The organism is Kushneria phosphatilytica (genome assembly GCF_008247605.1).
GTDB lineage: Bacteria > Pseudomonadota > Gammaproteobacteria > Pseudomonadales > Halomonadaceae > Kushneria > Kushneria phosphatilytica.
The window spans coordinates 3509362-3524241 of record NZ_CP043420.1 but is presented as its reverse complement, the minus strand read 5'-3'; the positions used below and the strand labels follow the sequence as shown (position 1 = coordinate 3524241).

Annotated in this window: 16 protein-coding genes; 6 read left to right on the top strand and 10 right to left on the bottom strand. The window is 62.5% G+C overall.

The annotated features are described in order from the left end of the window. Positions 1 to 78: 78 nt before the first annotated feature. From FY550_RS16360 to FY550_RS16350, 3 genes are all read right to left on the bottom strand, one after another. Positions 79 to 822, bottom strand: a complete 744-nt coding sequence (locus FY550_RS16360; RefSeq protein ID WP_070980086.1) for a glutathione S-transferase family protein — start codon at positions 820 to 822, stop codon at positions 79 to 81. Between the two features lie 63 nt (positions 823 to 885). Then, positions 886 to 1596 (bottom strand): CPBP family intramembrane glutamic endopeptidase, encoded by a 711-nt coding sequence (locus tag FY550_RS16355; RefSeq protein WP_070980084.1) that lies wholly within the window; start codon positions 1594 to 1596, stop codon positions 886 to 888. An 18-nt stretch (positions 1597 to 1614) separates the two neighbouring features. Next, positions 1615 to 2478 carry a YicC/YloC family endoribonuclease gene (locus FY550_RS16350; RefSeq protein ID WP_070980082.1) on the bottom strand — a complete coding sequence of 288 codons (864 nt, stop codon included), beginning with the start codon at positions 2476 to 2478 and terminating at the stop codon, positions 1615 to 1617. A 128-nt stretch (positions 2479 to 2606) separates the two neighbouring features. On the opposite strand from FY550_RS16350, the gene rph reads away from it, so the two are divergent. After that, complete coding sequence (gene rph / locus FY550_RS16345; protein WP_199287824.1) at positions 2607 to 3329, top strand: ribonuclease PH; 723 nt, start codon at positions 2607 to 2609, stop codon at positions 3327 to 3329. Between the two features lie 90 nt (positions 3330 to 3419). Here rph and FY550_RS16340 read toward each other — a convergent pair whose 3' ends face one another. Further along, positions 3420 to 4181 (bottom strand): exodeoxyribonuclease III, encoded by a 762-nt coding sequence (locus FY550_RS16340; RefSeq protein ID WP_070980077.1) that lies wholly within the window; start codon positions 4179 to 4181, stop codon positions 3420 to 3422. An 86-nt stretch (positions 4182 to 4267) separates the two neighbouring features. Between FY550_RS16340 and pyrE the strand changes: the two genes are divergently transcribed. The 3 genes from pyrE to trmL all read left to right on the top strand — a co-directional run bounded on the left by pyrE (position 4268) and on the right by trmL (position 6049). Further along, entirely contained in the window at positions 4268 to 4921 is a 654-nt protein-coding gene (gene pyrE, locus FY550_RS16335) for an orotate phosphoribosyltransferase (protein ID WP_070980073.1), read from the top strand. 28 nt (positions 4922 to 4949) lie between these two features. Next, a complete protein-coding gene (locus tag FY550_RS16330) occupies positions 4950 to 5504 on the top strand; it encodes a YfaZ family outer membrane protein (protein WP_070980071.1) in 555 nt (184 codons plus the stop codon). A gap of 74 nt (positions 5505 to 5578) precedes the next feature. Beyond that, positions 5579 to 6049 (top strand): tRNA (uridine(34)/cytosine(34)/5-carboxymethylaminomethyluridine(34)-2'-O)-methyltransferase TrmL, encoded by a 471-nt coding sequence (trmL, locus tag FY550_RS16325; protein WP_070980068.1) that lies wholly within the window; start codon positions 5579 to 5581, stop codon positions 6047 to 6049. 4 nt (positions 6050 to 6053) lie between these two features. On the opposite strand, the gene FY550_RS16320 is transcribed toward trmL, so the two are convergent. Continuing rightward, positions 6054 to 6515, bottom strand: a complete 462-nt coding sequence (locus FY550_RS16320; RefSeq protein WP_070980066.1) for a GNAT family N-acetyltransferase — start codon at positions 6513 to 6515, stop codon at positions 6054 to 6056. Between the two features lie 182 nt (positions 6516 to 6697). Between FY550_RS16320 and rep the strand changes: the two genes are divergently transcribed. Beyond that, positions 6698 to 8749 (top strand): DNA helicase Rep, encoded by a 2052-nt coding sequence (gene rep / locus FY550_RS16315; protein WP_070980063.1) that lies wholly within the window; start codon positions 6698 to 6700, stop codon positions 8747 to 8749. A 13-nt stretch (positions 8750 to 8762) separates the two neighbouring features. Here the strand turns inward: rep and FY550_RS16310 are convergent, their stop codons facing one another. Genes FY550_RS16310 through FY550_RS16295 form a run of 4 tightly spaced genes read right to left on the bottom strand, consistent with a single transcriptional unit; the run spans position 8763 to position 12598 of the window. After that, on the bottom strand, positions 8763 to 9551 hold the full coding sequence (locus tag FY550_RS16310) for an HpcH/HpaI aldolase family protein (RefSeq protein WP_070980061.1): 789 nt from the start codon (positions 9549 to 9551) through the stop codon (positions 8763 to 8765). Between the two features lie 2 nt (positions 9552 to 9553). Continuing rightward, complete coding sequence (locus FY550_RS16305) at positions 9554 to 11068, bottom strand: tripartite tricarboxylate transporter permease (RefSeq protein ID WP_070980059.1); 1515 nt, start codon at positions 11066 to 11068, stop codon at positions 9554 to 9556. Between the two features lie 9 nt (positions 11069 to 11077). Beyond that, entirely contained in the window at positions 11078 to 11563 is a 486-nt protein-coding gene (locus FY550_RS16300) for a tripartite tricarboxylate transporter TctB family protein (RefSeq protein ID WP_070980057.1), read from the bottom strand. Positions 11564 to 11602: 39 nt separating this feature from the next. Further along, positions 11603 to 12598: a tripartite tricarboxylate transporter substrate binding protein gene (locus FY550_RS16295; RefSeq protein ID WP_070980055.1), complete on the bottom strand. Its 996-nt coding sequence runs from the start codon at positions 12596 to 12598 to the stop codon at positions 11603 to 11605. Positions 12599 to 12834: 236 nt separating this feature from the next. Here FY550_RS16295 and FY550_RS16290 point away from each other — a divergent pair, with 236 nt between their 5' ends. Continuing rightward, a complete protein-coding gene (locus FY550_RS16290; protein ID WP_070980053.1) occupies positions 12835 to 13869 on the top strand; it encodes a LacI family DNA-binding transcriptional regulator in 1035 nt (344 codons plus the stop codon). 55 nt (positions 13870 to 13924) lie between these two features. Here the strand turns inward: FY550_RS16290 and thiM are convergent, their stop codons facing one another. Beyond that, entirely contained in the window at positions 13925 to 14791 is an 867-nt protein-coding gene (gene thiM, locus FY550_RS16285; protein ID WP_070980051.1) for a hydroxyethylthiazole kinase, read from the bottom strand. Positions 14792 to 14880 lie beyond the last annotated feature (89 nt).

Sequence of the window (14880 nt, the reverse complement as noted above, 5' to 3'; positions counted from 1 at the left end):
CATCTGCCATGACAGTAGTGTTCTGTCGTCATTAAAGATACATGCCATGGGTCATACTGAAAGCTGATCGGGCCCTGATTACCCAAATGTATCGAGGGCCAGATACTCACCACTCTGTTCACGAATCTCCCGACCCTGTGCGTCGATCTCTTTTGATACCGCCCGGAAGTGTTCCCGCTCGGCCAGCCCGGCCAGCCACGCCGCGACCCGCGGGTAGCCGTCAAATCGATAGCCGGCTGCGCGGAGCTGATAGAGCTCACAGCCCATGGCAAGATCGGCAATGGTCGGGTATTTGTCACCGAGCAGGGTCGGCGGGTATGCAGACGCCTGCTGGCGCTTGAAGTGGCCCTCCAGGGTGGCAAGCTCCGGCCTGAGCCCTTCCTGCAGAGGCTGCAAAAGTGTGGCCTGAATCTCGCGCTTGAGCATCGGCAGCGTCATGTGCAGATTCATGATGTGATGGAACATGTCGAAGCGGCGCACGTTGCCGTGGTGCCAGGCGAGCCACTGATCGATCCGTGCCGAGCGTGAAACGTCGTGTTCGCCCGGATACCAGCGCTGCGCGAGCTCGCGGTCTGAAGCAGTGCGACACAGATAGGTCATGATGGCCTGGCTCTCGGCCAGCGGGAGCCTTTGCCCGTCGCTTTCGACCACCAGTGCCGGCACGGTCTGAAAGGGATTGATGGCGGCAAACCACTCGGTGCGCGTTTCGCCGCCCGCGAAATCGATGTCCTGAAAGTTGACCTCGATACCCAGCTCTCGGGTCAGGATTTCAACAGCCCGCGAAGGCTGGGAAAGGCGATGGGCGTAGAGGGTCGTAGGCATGAGATGTCACCTGAAGGAATCCTCTCCCAGCCTGGCACATGCGCTGGCCCTTCCGGCCGACAATCATGCCTGGTTCAGGGCGCCCACCAGCCCAATGCCCGAGATGAGTGCGTGCAGCAGCATGGGGAGTAAAAGGCCGCCGGTGCGCCAGCGGTAATAGCCCAGCACCAGCCCCCAGCAAAAGAGCGCCACAAAGGTGAGCAGATGGTGGTACTGGAGCATGTGCAGCCCGGCGAAGCACAAGGCACTGAACGCGATCAGAAGCGCCGGCCGCCACCCGCGCGGCTGATCATCGATTCTCGAAATCAGGAAGTGGCGAAAGGCCAGCTCCTCGATGAAAGGCGCCCAGATCAGTACGCAGATCACCATGATGAGGCTCTGCAGGGTGCTTTTGCCCGCATAAAGCGAAGTCATGAACGCCTCGGGTGCCATCTCCAGCCAGACACTGACCACGGCAGCCAGCGCCTGAATCAGCAGCACAAGGCCGATGCCCCGGACGAGATCACGCCATGTCAGGCGGCCTGCCAGTGTTGGCTGCGAGGAGAACCAGCGTCGCCATGCGATAAAGCCCGCGAGCATCAGCAACAGGGACGGGCCCAGAATGACCGCAAAGCCGTAGCCGCGCATGAGGGCCGCAAATTCGGCAGCGCTTAACAAGTGCTGCAGCACCAGCACGCTCAGAAACTGGCTGCCGAGATAGACGGCGAACATCAACAGGCCGAAGAGCACCGCTTGAGTGCGCCTGCGATGAGGGAAAAAGGCAGTCGCGTTCATGGCCAATGAGGGCTCTTTCTACTCGATGTTCTGAATCTGCTCGCGCATCTGCTCGATCAACACCTTCAACTCCACCGCGCAGCGGGTGGTGTCGGTGACCACGGCCTTGGACGAGAGCGTATTGGCTTCGCGGTTGAGCTCCTGCATCAGAAAATCCAGCCGCCGGCCGATCGGGCCCTTTTGTCGGAGCTGACGCTCGACTTCCCCAACGTGTGTGTCCAGACGATCGAGCTCCTCGGCGACATCCGATTTCTGTGCGATCAACGCCATCTCCGCTTCCAGCCGCGCCGGGTCGAGCTCGGCCTTCACGCTCTCCAACCGTTCGAGGATCTGATTGCGCTGGCGCTCGAGTACCTCGGGCAGATGAGCGCGTACTTCGGTGACCTGTTCGCGGATGCCGGTGAGGCGCTCGCGGATCAGCTCGGCGAGACGTTCGCCTTCGCGAGCACGGCCATCGTCGAGATCATGGAGCGTCTCATCGAACAGCTTGAGTGCTGCCTCACGCAGGGTATCGCCGTCCGGTCCACTGGCACGGGAAACGCCAGGGTGATCGAGCAGCGCCAGCGCGCTCGGCATGGCGGCTTCCGGGGCGATCCGGCGTACCTCGGTGAGTGCGGTGACCAGCCGTTCGAGCCCTTCGTGATCGATGGAAAGATCGTGCTGCTGCTCGCTCAGGGTCAGGCGTAGCGTGCACTCCACCTTGCCGCGAGAGAGCGTGCCACGCAGCCGCTCACGCAGGGGCGCTTCCAGCTCGCGCAGGCTATCCGGCAGGCGAAAGTGCAGATCGAGATAGCGCTGATTGACGCTGCGCAGCTCGATGGCAAGGCTGCCCCACTCGGCATCGAGCGTCTGGCGGGCAAAGGCGGTCATGCTGCGAACCATGGTCACTCCTGACGATTGGGTGAGGGCGTCAGTGTACCCGATGCTCGAGGGCGATGAACGAGCGCCTCGTCCAGCCCACTGGCGGTGTACAATAGGCAGACGTTTTCATGCCCCGACGAGAGAATTTGATGAGACCCAGCGGACGACATCCCGAAGCGACACGCGAGATTACCCTGACGCGCGGTTATACCCGTCATGCCGAAGGGTCGGTGCTGGTCACCTTCGGTGATACCCGAGTGCTGTGCACTGCCAGCGTGGAAGCCGGCGTGCCGCGCTGGCTGCGGGGCAAGGGCCAGGGCTGGCTGACCGCCGAATACGGCATGCTGCCCCGTGCCACCCATACCCGTGGCGGTCGTGAAGCCGCCCGTGGCAAGCAGGGCGGACGCACCGTGGAGATCCAGCGTCTGATCGGGCGCAGCCTGCGGGCAGCGATCGATCTGAAGAAGCTGGGTGAGTTCACCATCACCATCGACTGCGACGTGCTGCAGGCCGATGGCGGCACCCGTACGGCTGCGATCACCGGCGGTTGCGTGGCGATGGTCGATGCCCTGCGCCATCTGCAGCGCACCCGGCAGATCAAAACCGATCCGCTCAAACAGCTGATCAGCGCTGTTTCGGTCGGCATCTACAAGGGCGAGCCGGTGACCGATCTCGATTATGAAGAGGACGGTGCAGCCGATACCGACATGAACGTGGTGATGACCGAGGAAGGGGGCATCATCGAGGTGCAGGGCACGGCCGAGCAGGCAGCCTTCTCGCGTCGTGAGCTCGATGCACTGATGGACATGGCCGAGGCCGGTTGCAAACAGATCTTCGAAAAGCAGCGCGAGGCGCTGGGCGTTTGCCAGTAACCCTGCCGCCCCGCTTCAGACCATAATGAAACCCCGGCTGCAGTGTATTGCAGCCGGGGTTTCGAGCATCTTCAGGGAGCGCGATGACCCTCAGAGTGTGAGGTCGTACTCGACGATCAGGGGCGCATACTCCGAGAAGGTCGCTTCCCGATCGATCCAGGCATCGGTCACACTCTTTGCCAGTTCCGGGCCGGTAATCTGATAGTCGGTCCGCCAGCCATCCTGGCGATGGCGCGGCGTATCCTGCGCCAGCAGTGGCCAGTAGGTGTAGTGGCCGGCATCGCGTACCACTTCACGGAAGGTATCGACAAAACCCATCGGGCCGAAGACCTGATCCATGAAGGCACGCTCCTCGGGACGAAAGCCCGGGGTGCTCTGATGCTCCGACCAGTGGGCCAGATCGATGGTCTTGTGGGCGATGTACCAGCTGCCGCAGATGATGTACTGACGACGCTTGCGACGCAGCTTGTTGAGATAGTCGCTGTAACTGGCGATGAAACGCTGCTTGGCATGCGGATCATCGGGCATCAGAAAGGAAGCGACGCTGAAGCGGTCATAGTCCGCCTGCAGAAAGCGTCCTTCGTTGTCGCACTGTTCGAAGCCGAGACCGTACATGATCGCCTTGGGGATCTTGCGGCAATACAGGCCGACCCCGGCGAAGCCGTCCTCGGCGGCATCGAGGAAGTAGCCCTCGTAGCCTTCCGGATAGAGAATGGACTCGTCGAGCTCGAAACTTTTGGCCTTGAGATTCTGCACGCAGACGATGTCGGCGTCCTGCTCGGCAAGCCAGTCGAGGAATCCGCGCTCGACGGCTCCCTGAATACCATTGACGTTGACACTGGCGATTTTCATACGTGGTCCCTGAATTTTCGCGCGTGTATGATACCCGAGCTTTATACGTTTGGGTAAAGGGCCCGGTCATAAAAAGGTGATAACGAATGCATGAAGATCAGCGCGCGTTCATCGAGTTCGCCATCGCCGAAAGGGCGCTTGTTTTTGGCGAATTCACCCTGAAATCCGGCCGAGTCAGCCCCTATTTCTTCAATGCCGGTCATTTTCACAGCGGTGCGGCGCTGGCCCTGCTGGGCCGATGCTACGCCAGTGCCATTGAACGCTCCGGACTCGATTTCGATCTGATCTTCGGTCCCGCCTACAAGGGCATTCCACTGGCCACCACCACCGCAGTGGCCATGGCCGATCATCACGGCCGCAGTCTGCCCTATGCCTTCAACCGCAAGGAAGCCAAGGATCACGGCGAGGGCGGTCGCACGGTTGGCGCGCCACTGGCGGGACGAGTGCTGATCATCGATGATGTGATCACCGCCGGTACCGCCATCGGTGAATCGATGGCCCTGATCGAGGGCGCCGGTGCCCGGGCAGCCGGGGTCGTGGTAGCACTGGACCGTCAGGAGCGTGGTCGCGGCGATACCAGTGCCATCGAGGATGTCCGACAGCAGTATGGTATCCCGGTGATTCCCATCATTACCCTCGATCAGATACTAGAATATCTGGAGCGACACGCAGGCGCCGAACTGGCAGGTCATGCGGACGCAATTCGTGATTATCGCACCCGTTACGGGGTATCGTCCTGAATTCATTACAGCTGTTGGACACATCACCATGAAAAAATCCCTTTTTCTCGCCGCGGGCGGCCTGGCCCTGACCCTGGCAGGCACCGGGGCCCACGCCATGAGCTTCAATGCCAACGCTTCCAGCCATGGCGGTGGCGCCGAGGCCAGCCAGGCGCTGGCGCCCGGCTTTACCGGTAGCCTGGGTTACTTCTACAGCGACGACAATGATAGCGACACCAATGCCTATCATGCTCAGCTGATGTTCTCGCCCTATCTGCCCGGCATCGATTTGGGTATCGGGGGTCGTTATCAGTATCTCGACTCCGCCTATGGTAATGGCGGCGGTGCCGGCATTACCGGCCATGTCTTCGTGCCCACGCCGATCCCGCGTGTCAGCGTCGGTGGCTATGGCTACTATCAGCCGGATGGCCTGTCACATGGCGATCTCAACGAGAGCTATGAATACGGCGTTCAGGCGCGCGCCAACCTGGTGGCCAACACCTACGGCTATGTCGGCTACCGCTCCGTGCATGCCGATTTCGATCACCATGGGGACAAGACGATCTCCAGCAGCCCGGTGATCGGTATTTCCGTGGGCTTCTGAGTTCTGCCTGAAGCTACCGCCAACGGGCCCGGCTACTGCCGGGCCCGTTATCGTTGTACACCCGGAACTGCGCCATGCTCGAAATTGTGCTCTATCAGCCTGAAATTCCGCCCAATACCGGCAATATCATCCGGTTGGCTGCCAATACCGGCTTTCGTCTGCATCTGATCGAACCGCTGGGTTTTGAGCTTGATGATACGCGCCTTAAACGTGCCGGACTTGATTACCATGAGTGGGCACGGGTGCAGCGTCATGTCGATTTCGATGCCTTCCTGACGGCCGTGGCGCCGCCGCGGCTGTGGCTGATTTCCACCCGCGGGCGGCGGCACCATCATGAGGTGAGCTACCAACCCGGGGATGCACTGGTGTTCGGCCCCGAGAGCCGCGGCCTGCCGCAAACGCTGCTGGATGCTCGACCCCGTGAACAGTGTCTGCGCATTCCCATGTGCCCGGACAATCGCAGCCTCAATCTCTCCAACGCCTGCGCTGTGGTGGCTTTCGAGGCCTGGCGTCAGCTCGGTTTTGCCGGTGCTGCCCCCCTTTGATGGGTCACACCCGGAGCGTGCGGGTCATGAAGACGCTGTTGGGGTCCTCGCGGTAGTTGCCAAACGGGGCACAGTAATCAAAGCCGAATCGTTCATAGAGCGCACGCGCTGGCGCAAACGGTGGCTGGGCGCCGGTTTCCAGACTGAGCCGCTGATAGCCCTGCTGTTCGGCTTCTTCGATGATGTGTGTAAGCAGCCGTGCCGCCACGCCGCGGCGCAGATGGCGGGTCGCGGTCTTCATCGATTTGAGCTCGCCGTGGTGGGCATCAAGCGCCTTCAGTGCGCCACAGCCGAGCAGCTCATCCCCCTCCCAGGCACACCAGAAGGTGATGCCGGGTTGGCGCAGCCCCTCGAGATCAAGCGCGTGGCGGCTTTCGGGGGGTGAGTGTCTGGCCATTGCGGCCAGATGATCCTGCAGCAGCGCGGCGATATCGGCACCGGTCAGGTCGTCGCGACGAATCTCCATGCGTGGGTCTCTTGTGCTGTTATTTATTGTTGGCCGCATGAGCGGTATTCAGTCAGCGTATCGTGCCGCATGAAGAAAATCACGTGACCGGGTCGCTCGGATTGCCATCCGCAACGCCGGCTTCAGGGTGTATCATGCGCTCTGGCTGAACCCCTGGCCCTGTCCACTCCGGTTGTTTTTCCATGTCCGATATTCGCGAACGCATTGCCGGTCTCAATCCGCGCCAGCGCGAGGCGGTGAAATACATCGATGGCCCCTGCCTGGTACTCGCCGGTGCCGGCTCCGGCAAGACCAGCGTGATCACCACCAAGATCGCCTATCTGATCCAGGAGTGCGGCATGAGCGCTCGGCGCATTGCCGCGGTGACCTTCACCAACAAGGCCGCCCGCGAGATGAAGGAGCGGGTGAGTTCGATGCTGCCTGGCAAGAGCGGCCACGGCCTGACGGTGTCGACCTTTCACACCCTTGGGCTCAATATCATCAAATCCGAGCTGAAAACGCTGGGGCTGCGCTCGGGCTTCTCACTGTTCGATCCCGAGGATGCCCGGGTGCTGCTGCGCGAGCTGATGCAGAAGGATGCCCAGGTCGATGCCGATCAGATCAACCGCGTGCAGGGGCAGATTTCCAGCTGGAAGAATGACCTGATTCTGCCCGGGCCGGCGCTCTCACATGCCGAAACCGAGGATGAGGCGTTCTGTGCGCGGGTCTACGAGCACTACACTCGCCACCTGCGTGCCTACAACGCGGTCGATTTCGATGACCTGATCATGCTGCCGGCGACCATGTTCGAGCGCCATCCGGAGGTGCTGGCGAAGTGGCGCCGGCGGATTCACTACATGCTGGTCGACGAGTACCAGGACACCAACTCCAGCCAGTATCAGCTGGTGCGCATGCTGATGGCGGAGCGCTCGACCTTCACCGTGGTCGGCGATGACGATCAGTCGATCTATGCCTGGCGTGGGGCGCGCCCGGAAAATCTGGTGCAGCTGGGTGAGGATTTCCCCAGCCTTAACGTTATCAAGCTCGAGCAGAATTACCGCTCCACCGCGGTGATCCTGCGCGCCGCCAATACCCTGATTGCCAACAATCCGCACGTCTACGAAAAGACACTCTGGTCGGACAAGGGGCTCGGCGAGTCGATTCGCATCATCATGACCCGCAACGAGGAGGCCGAGGCCGAGCGGGTGGCGACCGAGATTCTCACCGCACGCATCAAGCAGTCGGCCAAATGGAAGGATTTCGCCGTGCTCTATCGCGGCAATTTTCAGGCGCGGCTGCTGGAACTCAAGCTGCAGCACTACCAGATCCCCTACAAGCTCTCCGGCGGCACCTCGTTCTTCTCCAGAAACGAGATCAAGGACGCCATGGCCTACCTGCGCCTGCTGATCAATCCGGCCGACGACAACGCCTTTCTGCGCATCGTCAATGTGCCGCGTCGCGAGATCGGGCCCACGACGCTGGAGAAGCTCGCCAATTACGCCAGCGAGCGCCGGGTGAGTCTGTTTGCCGCCTGTAGCGAACTGGGCCTGAGTCATGTGCTCGGTGAAAAGGCGGTCGAGCGGCTCGGGCGCTTCAACCACTTCCTCGAAGCGATCCGCAAGCGCATGGATCAGGGCGACGCTATCGCGGCCATTCGTCAGATGTTCCAGGAGATGGATTACGAGGCGTGGCTGGTACAGAACGCCAGCGCCCCGGCGATCGCCGAGAAACGCATGGCCAACGTCTGGACGCTGGTCGATCAGCTCGAGCAGTCGATGCATCGCGGCACCGAAGAGGGCGACGAGGCCAGCGAAGAGACCGATGATGTCGAGGCCGCGATCTCCCGGCTGGTACTGCGTGACATCCTCGATCAGCAGGCCCAGGAGGACGACACTGACAAGGTACAGCTGTTGACCCTGCACGCCTCCAAGGGGCTCGAGTTCCCGCATGTCTACGTCATGGGGCTGGAAGAGGAGCTGCTGCCGCATCGCAACTCGATCGAGGCCAACACCATCGAGGAGGAGCGCCGGCTGGCCTATGTCGGCATTACCCGTGCGCGCCAGAGCCTGACCCTGACGCTGACCAAACAGCGCAAGGTCTACGGCGAGATGATGGACTGCACGCCGAGCCGCTTTCTCGACGAGCTGCCGGAGGAGGACCTGCAGTGGTTCGGCCGACCGGACAAGGAGAACCCCGAGCAGAAGCATGAACGCGGCAAGGAGGCACTGGCCGGGCTCAGATCACTGCTGGGGTAACGGGTACGGCCGCTCAGGTGGGCTCGAAATCTGCGGACAGCGCGCGCCAGCGCTCGGCTTCTTCGCGCAGGGCCGTGGCAAAAATCGCCACATCGTTGGGACCGGCGACAAAGCGATAACCGGTCCTGGAAAGCGTCGCGACATCCCGTCCCGGACCGGTAATGGTGCCCATCCAGCGGCCACTTGCCGTGATGCGTCGTTCAAGATCGCCGATAAGGGCGCGCACGTCCGGATCTTCGAGCTGTTCCAGCCGTCCCATCGAGCCCGCCAGGTCGTTGGGGCCGATGAACAGCATATCGATGCCCTCCACCGCCGCAATGGCTTCAACCTCTTCGACGGCATCGACATGTTCGATCTGGACAATCAGCAGTAGATCCTCGTTGGCATGCCGGGCGTAGTCGCTGATCGCGCCATAGCGTGAGGCGCGAACGATCGGGGCGGCATAACCCCGCTCTCCCTGCGGCGGATAGCGACAGGCGGCCACCAGCGCGCGGCCCTCTTCAGCGGAGTTGATCATCGGCACCATGATCGAACGCACGCCCATATCGAGAATCTTCTTCAGATAGAGGGGATCGAAGGCGGGAATGCGCAGCACCATCTCGCCACCGGCCGCTTCGATGGCGCGCAATAGATGGGCGGTGTGCTCAAGCCCCGACACGCCGTGTTCATTGTCCACCAGCAGGGTTTTCCAGCCGGCGTAAACCGCCAGTTCGGCCAGTTCCGGGCTGGCACTCTCCAGCCACAGGGTGCTGACGGTGCGGTGCTGCTCGAGCGCAGCCCGGGTTTGGTTGTATCGGCTCATGATCAGGTGCCCGTATCGGAGGTGGATGAAGGGGAGCGGTGGCGCCGGCTCTCGCGCACGGCGCGGATCAGCAACAGCGCCCAGATCATCAGGGTCAGGGTGCCCAGTGCGGCGGCCCAGGGACGGCTGAAAAAGGCCAGCAGGTCGCCCTGGGCCTTCATCATTGACGTCATGAAGTTGTCCTCGACAATACGGCCGAGTACCAGGCCCAGAATGGCCGGGGCCAGCGGAAAATCATTGGCCTCCATCCAGTAGCCCAGCACCCCCAGCGCCAGCACCGTCCAGATGGCCATGCTCGAGCCGGTGATGGCATAGGCCCCGACGAGCGAGAACAGCAACACGATCGGCATCAGCACCGGCCGTGGAATGCGCAGCACATGGCTGGCCGCCATGATGACCAGCAACCCGGCCGGGATCATGATGAGATTGGTCAGCGCGAAGGCGCCGTACAGGGTATGCACCAGCTCCGGTGAATCGGTAAAGATATGCGGCCCGGGTGACAGACCGTTGAGCAGCAGTACGCCGATGGCAACGGCGGTCACGCTGTCGCCGGGGATGCCGAATACCAGTGCTGGCGTCCAGGCGCCGCCTATGGCGGCATTGTTGGCCGAGCCGCCATCCACGATGCCTTCGATATAACCCTGGCCATAGCGCTCGGGCTGACGTGAGAACCGCTTTGAGAGGGCATAGCAGATCCACGCCGCGATATCGGCGCCGGCCCCGGGCAGAGCGCCGATCAGGGTTCCCAGCACACTGGAGCGGACCATGTTGCGCCTGAATCGGCGCAGGGTGTGTCCTGCCGCGCGCAGGGCATCGGCCAGCGGCTCGCCGGCCTGTACTACCTGTTCGGCACGTCCGCCGGCATGCGCGCCACGCAGAATCTCACTGAGTGCGAACAGACCGATGATGGCAGGAATGAAACTCACCCCATTGAGCAGTTCATAGTTGCCGAAGGTGAAACGCGGATGGCCGACCGCGACATCGATGCCGATCGAGGCGATGAACAGGCCGAGAAACAGGCTGGCGAAACTTTTGGGCACACTGCCGTTACTGGTCAGCACGGCACAGGTCAGCCCCAGGCTGGCAAGCCAGAAGGTTTCGAAGCTGGAGAAGCGAATCGCGATGCGCGCCAGCTGCGGGGCGATAATGGCCAGTAGCGTCACGCCGACCAGCCCGCCGATGCTCGCCGAGAACAGCGATACCATGAGCGTCGAGCGGGCCCGACCACTGCTGGACAGTCTGTAGGCATCCTCGACATAGGCCGCCGAGGCCGGTGTGCCCGGAATCCGCATCAGGGCCCCGGGGATGTCACCGGCAAAGATGGCCGTTGAAGTGGTGGCGACGATGGCGCTGATCGCCAGCAACGGGTTCATGAAGTAGGTGAAGGGCACCAGCAGCGCCACGGCCATGGTGGCGGTCAGCCCCGGCATGGCGCCGACGAAAGTGCCATAGAGGGTACAGCCGGCAATCACGGCCAGGCTGAGCGGGTTGAAGAGGTTGGCAAGTACGTCGCCCATAATCGTCCCTCACCAGGCGATCGGGGTCAGCACGCCCCAGGGCAGGGGCACATGCATCAGCGAATAGAACAGCAGATGCACCGCGATCACCAGAGGAATGGCGAGCATCAGTGAGCGCAACACGGAGAGACCGAAGATCATGGCTGTTGCCGCGACTGCCAGCATCGAGGTGAGATGAAACCCGAGCGGATCGAGCAGCAGGCCATAACCGAGCACGACTGCCAGCAGGGCCACGACCCTGGCGCTGTGACGCCAGGTGCCGCGTGTCGTGCTGCCCTCTGATGAAGCGCCGACGCCGGCCAGAGCACGCTGGCGCAGCTGGGCTGTCAGCGCGATGGCGGCCCCGCTGATCATCAGGCCCACGGCCGCAATCGAGGGAAAAAGGCCCGAACCGTAGGCCAGCCCCGCCAGGGCAGGAAACGTCGAAGCGCGCCAGAATATCAGGGCGCCCAGCAGAATCAGCATGGTGCCGGACAGGCGATCATCGATGCGCATGACACGTCTCCTCCCCCAGGACGATGGGCAGGATCGGCATTACTTCGCCAGCCCGACCGATTGGATGACATCCCCCAGCTTCCGGTCGGTACTGGCCAGGGTCTGCTCGGTCTGCTGACGGTCCTCGAACACCACCGAGGTGCCCCGGCTCTTTCTGAATCTGGCCCAGGCATCACTGTTGACGGCCTGTCTGACAGCCTTTTCATAGCTGCAGGCAATGTTGTCCGGCAAGCCTTTCGGGCCACTCAGGGTCACAAAGGAGCTCATGGTCCAGCCGCTTTTGAGCTCTTTGGCGGTCAGGGGCACCTCCGGGAGCGCCTTCATTGGGGTGTCGCTCATGTAGGCCAGCGCTCGAACCTCTCCCTGATCGATCTGGGATTTGGCCTCCGACAGCGCCGGTGTCGCCACATCGACACCTCCCGCCATGAGCTCCTTGAGTGCCGGCCCGGCGCCCTGGCTGGGAATCCAGCGAATGGCGTCAGGGGCCATGCCTTCGGCCTTGAGCATGCCAGCCAGGGCCAGATGCCAGATACCGCCCTGCGCCGTCCCCGAGGCCGTCAGCTTGCCGGGATGCTCGCGCGCCTCCTGTAGCAGATCATTCAGCGACTGGTAGGGCGAATCCTTGTTCACCAGCACGCTGGCGGTAGGGCGATCGAACAGCGCGATGGGGGTGATGTCGCGATAGGTCAGATCGGTCAGACCAATCCAGTGCATGGTATCGATCTCGACCGTAGCGGCGCCGATGGTATAGCCATCCGGTCGGCTGCGGGCCAGCATGGTGTGACCCACCACGCCATTGCCCCCGGTGCGATTGACGACGTTGAAGGGAACACCCATTGCCTTTTCCAGCAGGGTCGCCAGTTGACGGGTATTGGCATCGGTGCCGCCACCGGTGCTCCAGGGCACGATGACGGTAACGGCGCGCTCGGGCTGCCAGTTGCATTGCTGCTCCGAGGCTGCCGCGGCCGGCCCGGACATCAGGGCGGTCAACAGCATGACCGCGCCGGTCAGCCGGGCAGTTATCTGTCGTTGCATCCTTTTTCCCCCACGATTGCAGGACAACGGACTCGGGCGATGCACACCGGTTGTCGCCCGGGGCTCTTCGGTGGTTTTATCAGGGTTCAATCGATTGAACCAATAACACCTTGGTCGTCGGACAAAGGGTGTATGCCCTTTCGCCGATAGCGCAGCCGACTGACCGAAAGACTCAAGTGACGCCGGTCTGCCGGACTGGCAGGATCGTTGTCACCGATGATGCAGGGATAAATGACATGGCGCGCAGGCCCACGCTTCGAACCATTGCCGATCAGGTGGGCGTCACCGTCTCTGCGGTGTCGCTGGCCTTGCGTGACGATCCCAGAATTTCGCAGGGCACTCGCGATCGAATACAGCAGGCGGCCCAGGCGCTGGGGTATGTCTATAACCGCCATGCCGCCGGATTGCGCCGGGGTGATAGCGGGACCGTGGCGGTGTGTCTCAACGATCTTGGTAATCCGTTCTTTACCGAGTTTCTCGGCCATATGGAAACCCGGTTTCGTGAAGCGAATCGGATGATGCTGTTCGGTCACGCGCAGGAGACGCTGGCGCTTCAGACGCGTTTTACGCGTCAGATGGTCGAACATGGCGCTGCCGGGCTGGTGCTGCTGCCCGTGGCTGGCACCACGCGGGAAGATCTCGAAGGGCCGGAGGCCTATCACCTGCGCCATTTCCCGCTGGTGCTGATCTCCCGGGATGTCGAGGAGGCCGAATTCGATCGGGTGATCAATGACGACGTGCTGGGCATGAAACTGCTGGTTCAGCATCTGCTGGCGCTGGGTCATCGGCGCATTGTCTGGCTGGGCGGGGGCAGCAAGACCTCAACGGCGCGCGACCGTGAAGCGGCCTTTATCGAAGAGATGACCCGGGCAGGATTACCACCCGCTGAGGCGAGTATCCATCACGGCCCGACCTCGCTGGCCTTTGGCGACAGCATGCTTGATGAGCTCATGGGGCAGTCGCTGCCACCGACCGCGATGGTCTGTTTTTCCGACATCATTGCCTTCGGCGTGCTGGCGGGCTGCTACCGTCACGGTTTGACTCCCGGAGTGGATATCTCCGTGACCGGTTTTGATGACATGGGCGCGGCAGCCTACTCGACGCCGGCCTTGACCAGTGTGCGAGTACGTACTGACCTGATTGGCGCCCGGGCCAGCGAGTTGCTGTTGGCGCGCATGGCCGGACACGAGTTTTCACCGGTCCGGGCGGTCATCCCGCCCGAGCTGATCGTTCGCGCCACGACGGGCCCGCCAGTCCCCGGGCAGGTCTGACCGGGTGTGCACGGTCATTCTGACTCAATGAAACAGGGAGTATTCGAACCGGGATTCAGTGTCGGCCACTGCTCTGCAGCCAGTGAGTATTTACTCGCTTTTCCAGCAACCGAACCGGCTCGACGCTCGTCAGCGCATCCAGCCAGGCGGCCGCGAAGCTCCCCGGGCCGTTGGCCAGCTCCTCGGCACGCTCGGCGGCAGCGGCAGCGTGCAGATGGGCCGCCAGCATGGCGGTGGGCACATCGGTACAGACGGCCGTGTAGGCTGCGATCATCGCCCCCAGTGCGCAGCCGGTGCCGGTGACCCGGGGCTGCCAGTGACTGCCACCCTCGAGCGTCATGCACAGTGGTCGCGGTCGGCCGTTCTGCTCTGCCACGCCGAAGAGCTGATCGCTCGCTCCGGAAATCGCCACGCCGCCGGCCCAGGAAAGCAGCTCCTGAGCGGCCTGGTGGGCTTCTCGCGGCGTGTGGGCACTATCGACGCCATGACCGCTGCCATGCTGTTGCGCCAGGCCCAGAATCTCCGAAGCATTACCGCGAATCACGCTGGGGTGTTGCTGCATCAGGCTCAGCGCCAGCTCGCGCCGCCGTGGCAGGCCACCGGCGCCGATGGGGTCGAGCACCCAGGGACGTTCGGCCTCGCGGGCTGCCTTCGTGGCCCGTCGCATCGCTTCCAGCCGGCTGTCACTCGGCGTGCCCAGATTGATCAGCACGGCATCGGCCTGCCGAGCCAGATCGCCTGCTTCATCAGGATGATCGGCCATGACCGGCGACGCGCCAATCGCCAGCAGGGTATTGGCGACGAAATTGATGGTGACCGGGTTGGTCAGGCAGTGCACCAGCGGATTGGCAACGCCCAGGCGTTGGTGAGCCGTCTCGATGGTGTCTTGGCAGGGTAGGCGGGCAGCGCAACTGATGACCATGAGGACTCCGTGAATCAGGGCGAATCAATATCACGATGCTCGATGGAGTATAGCCTGTCCAATGTTCGCTTCATTGGAGTCGCAAGCCC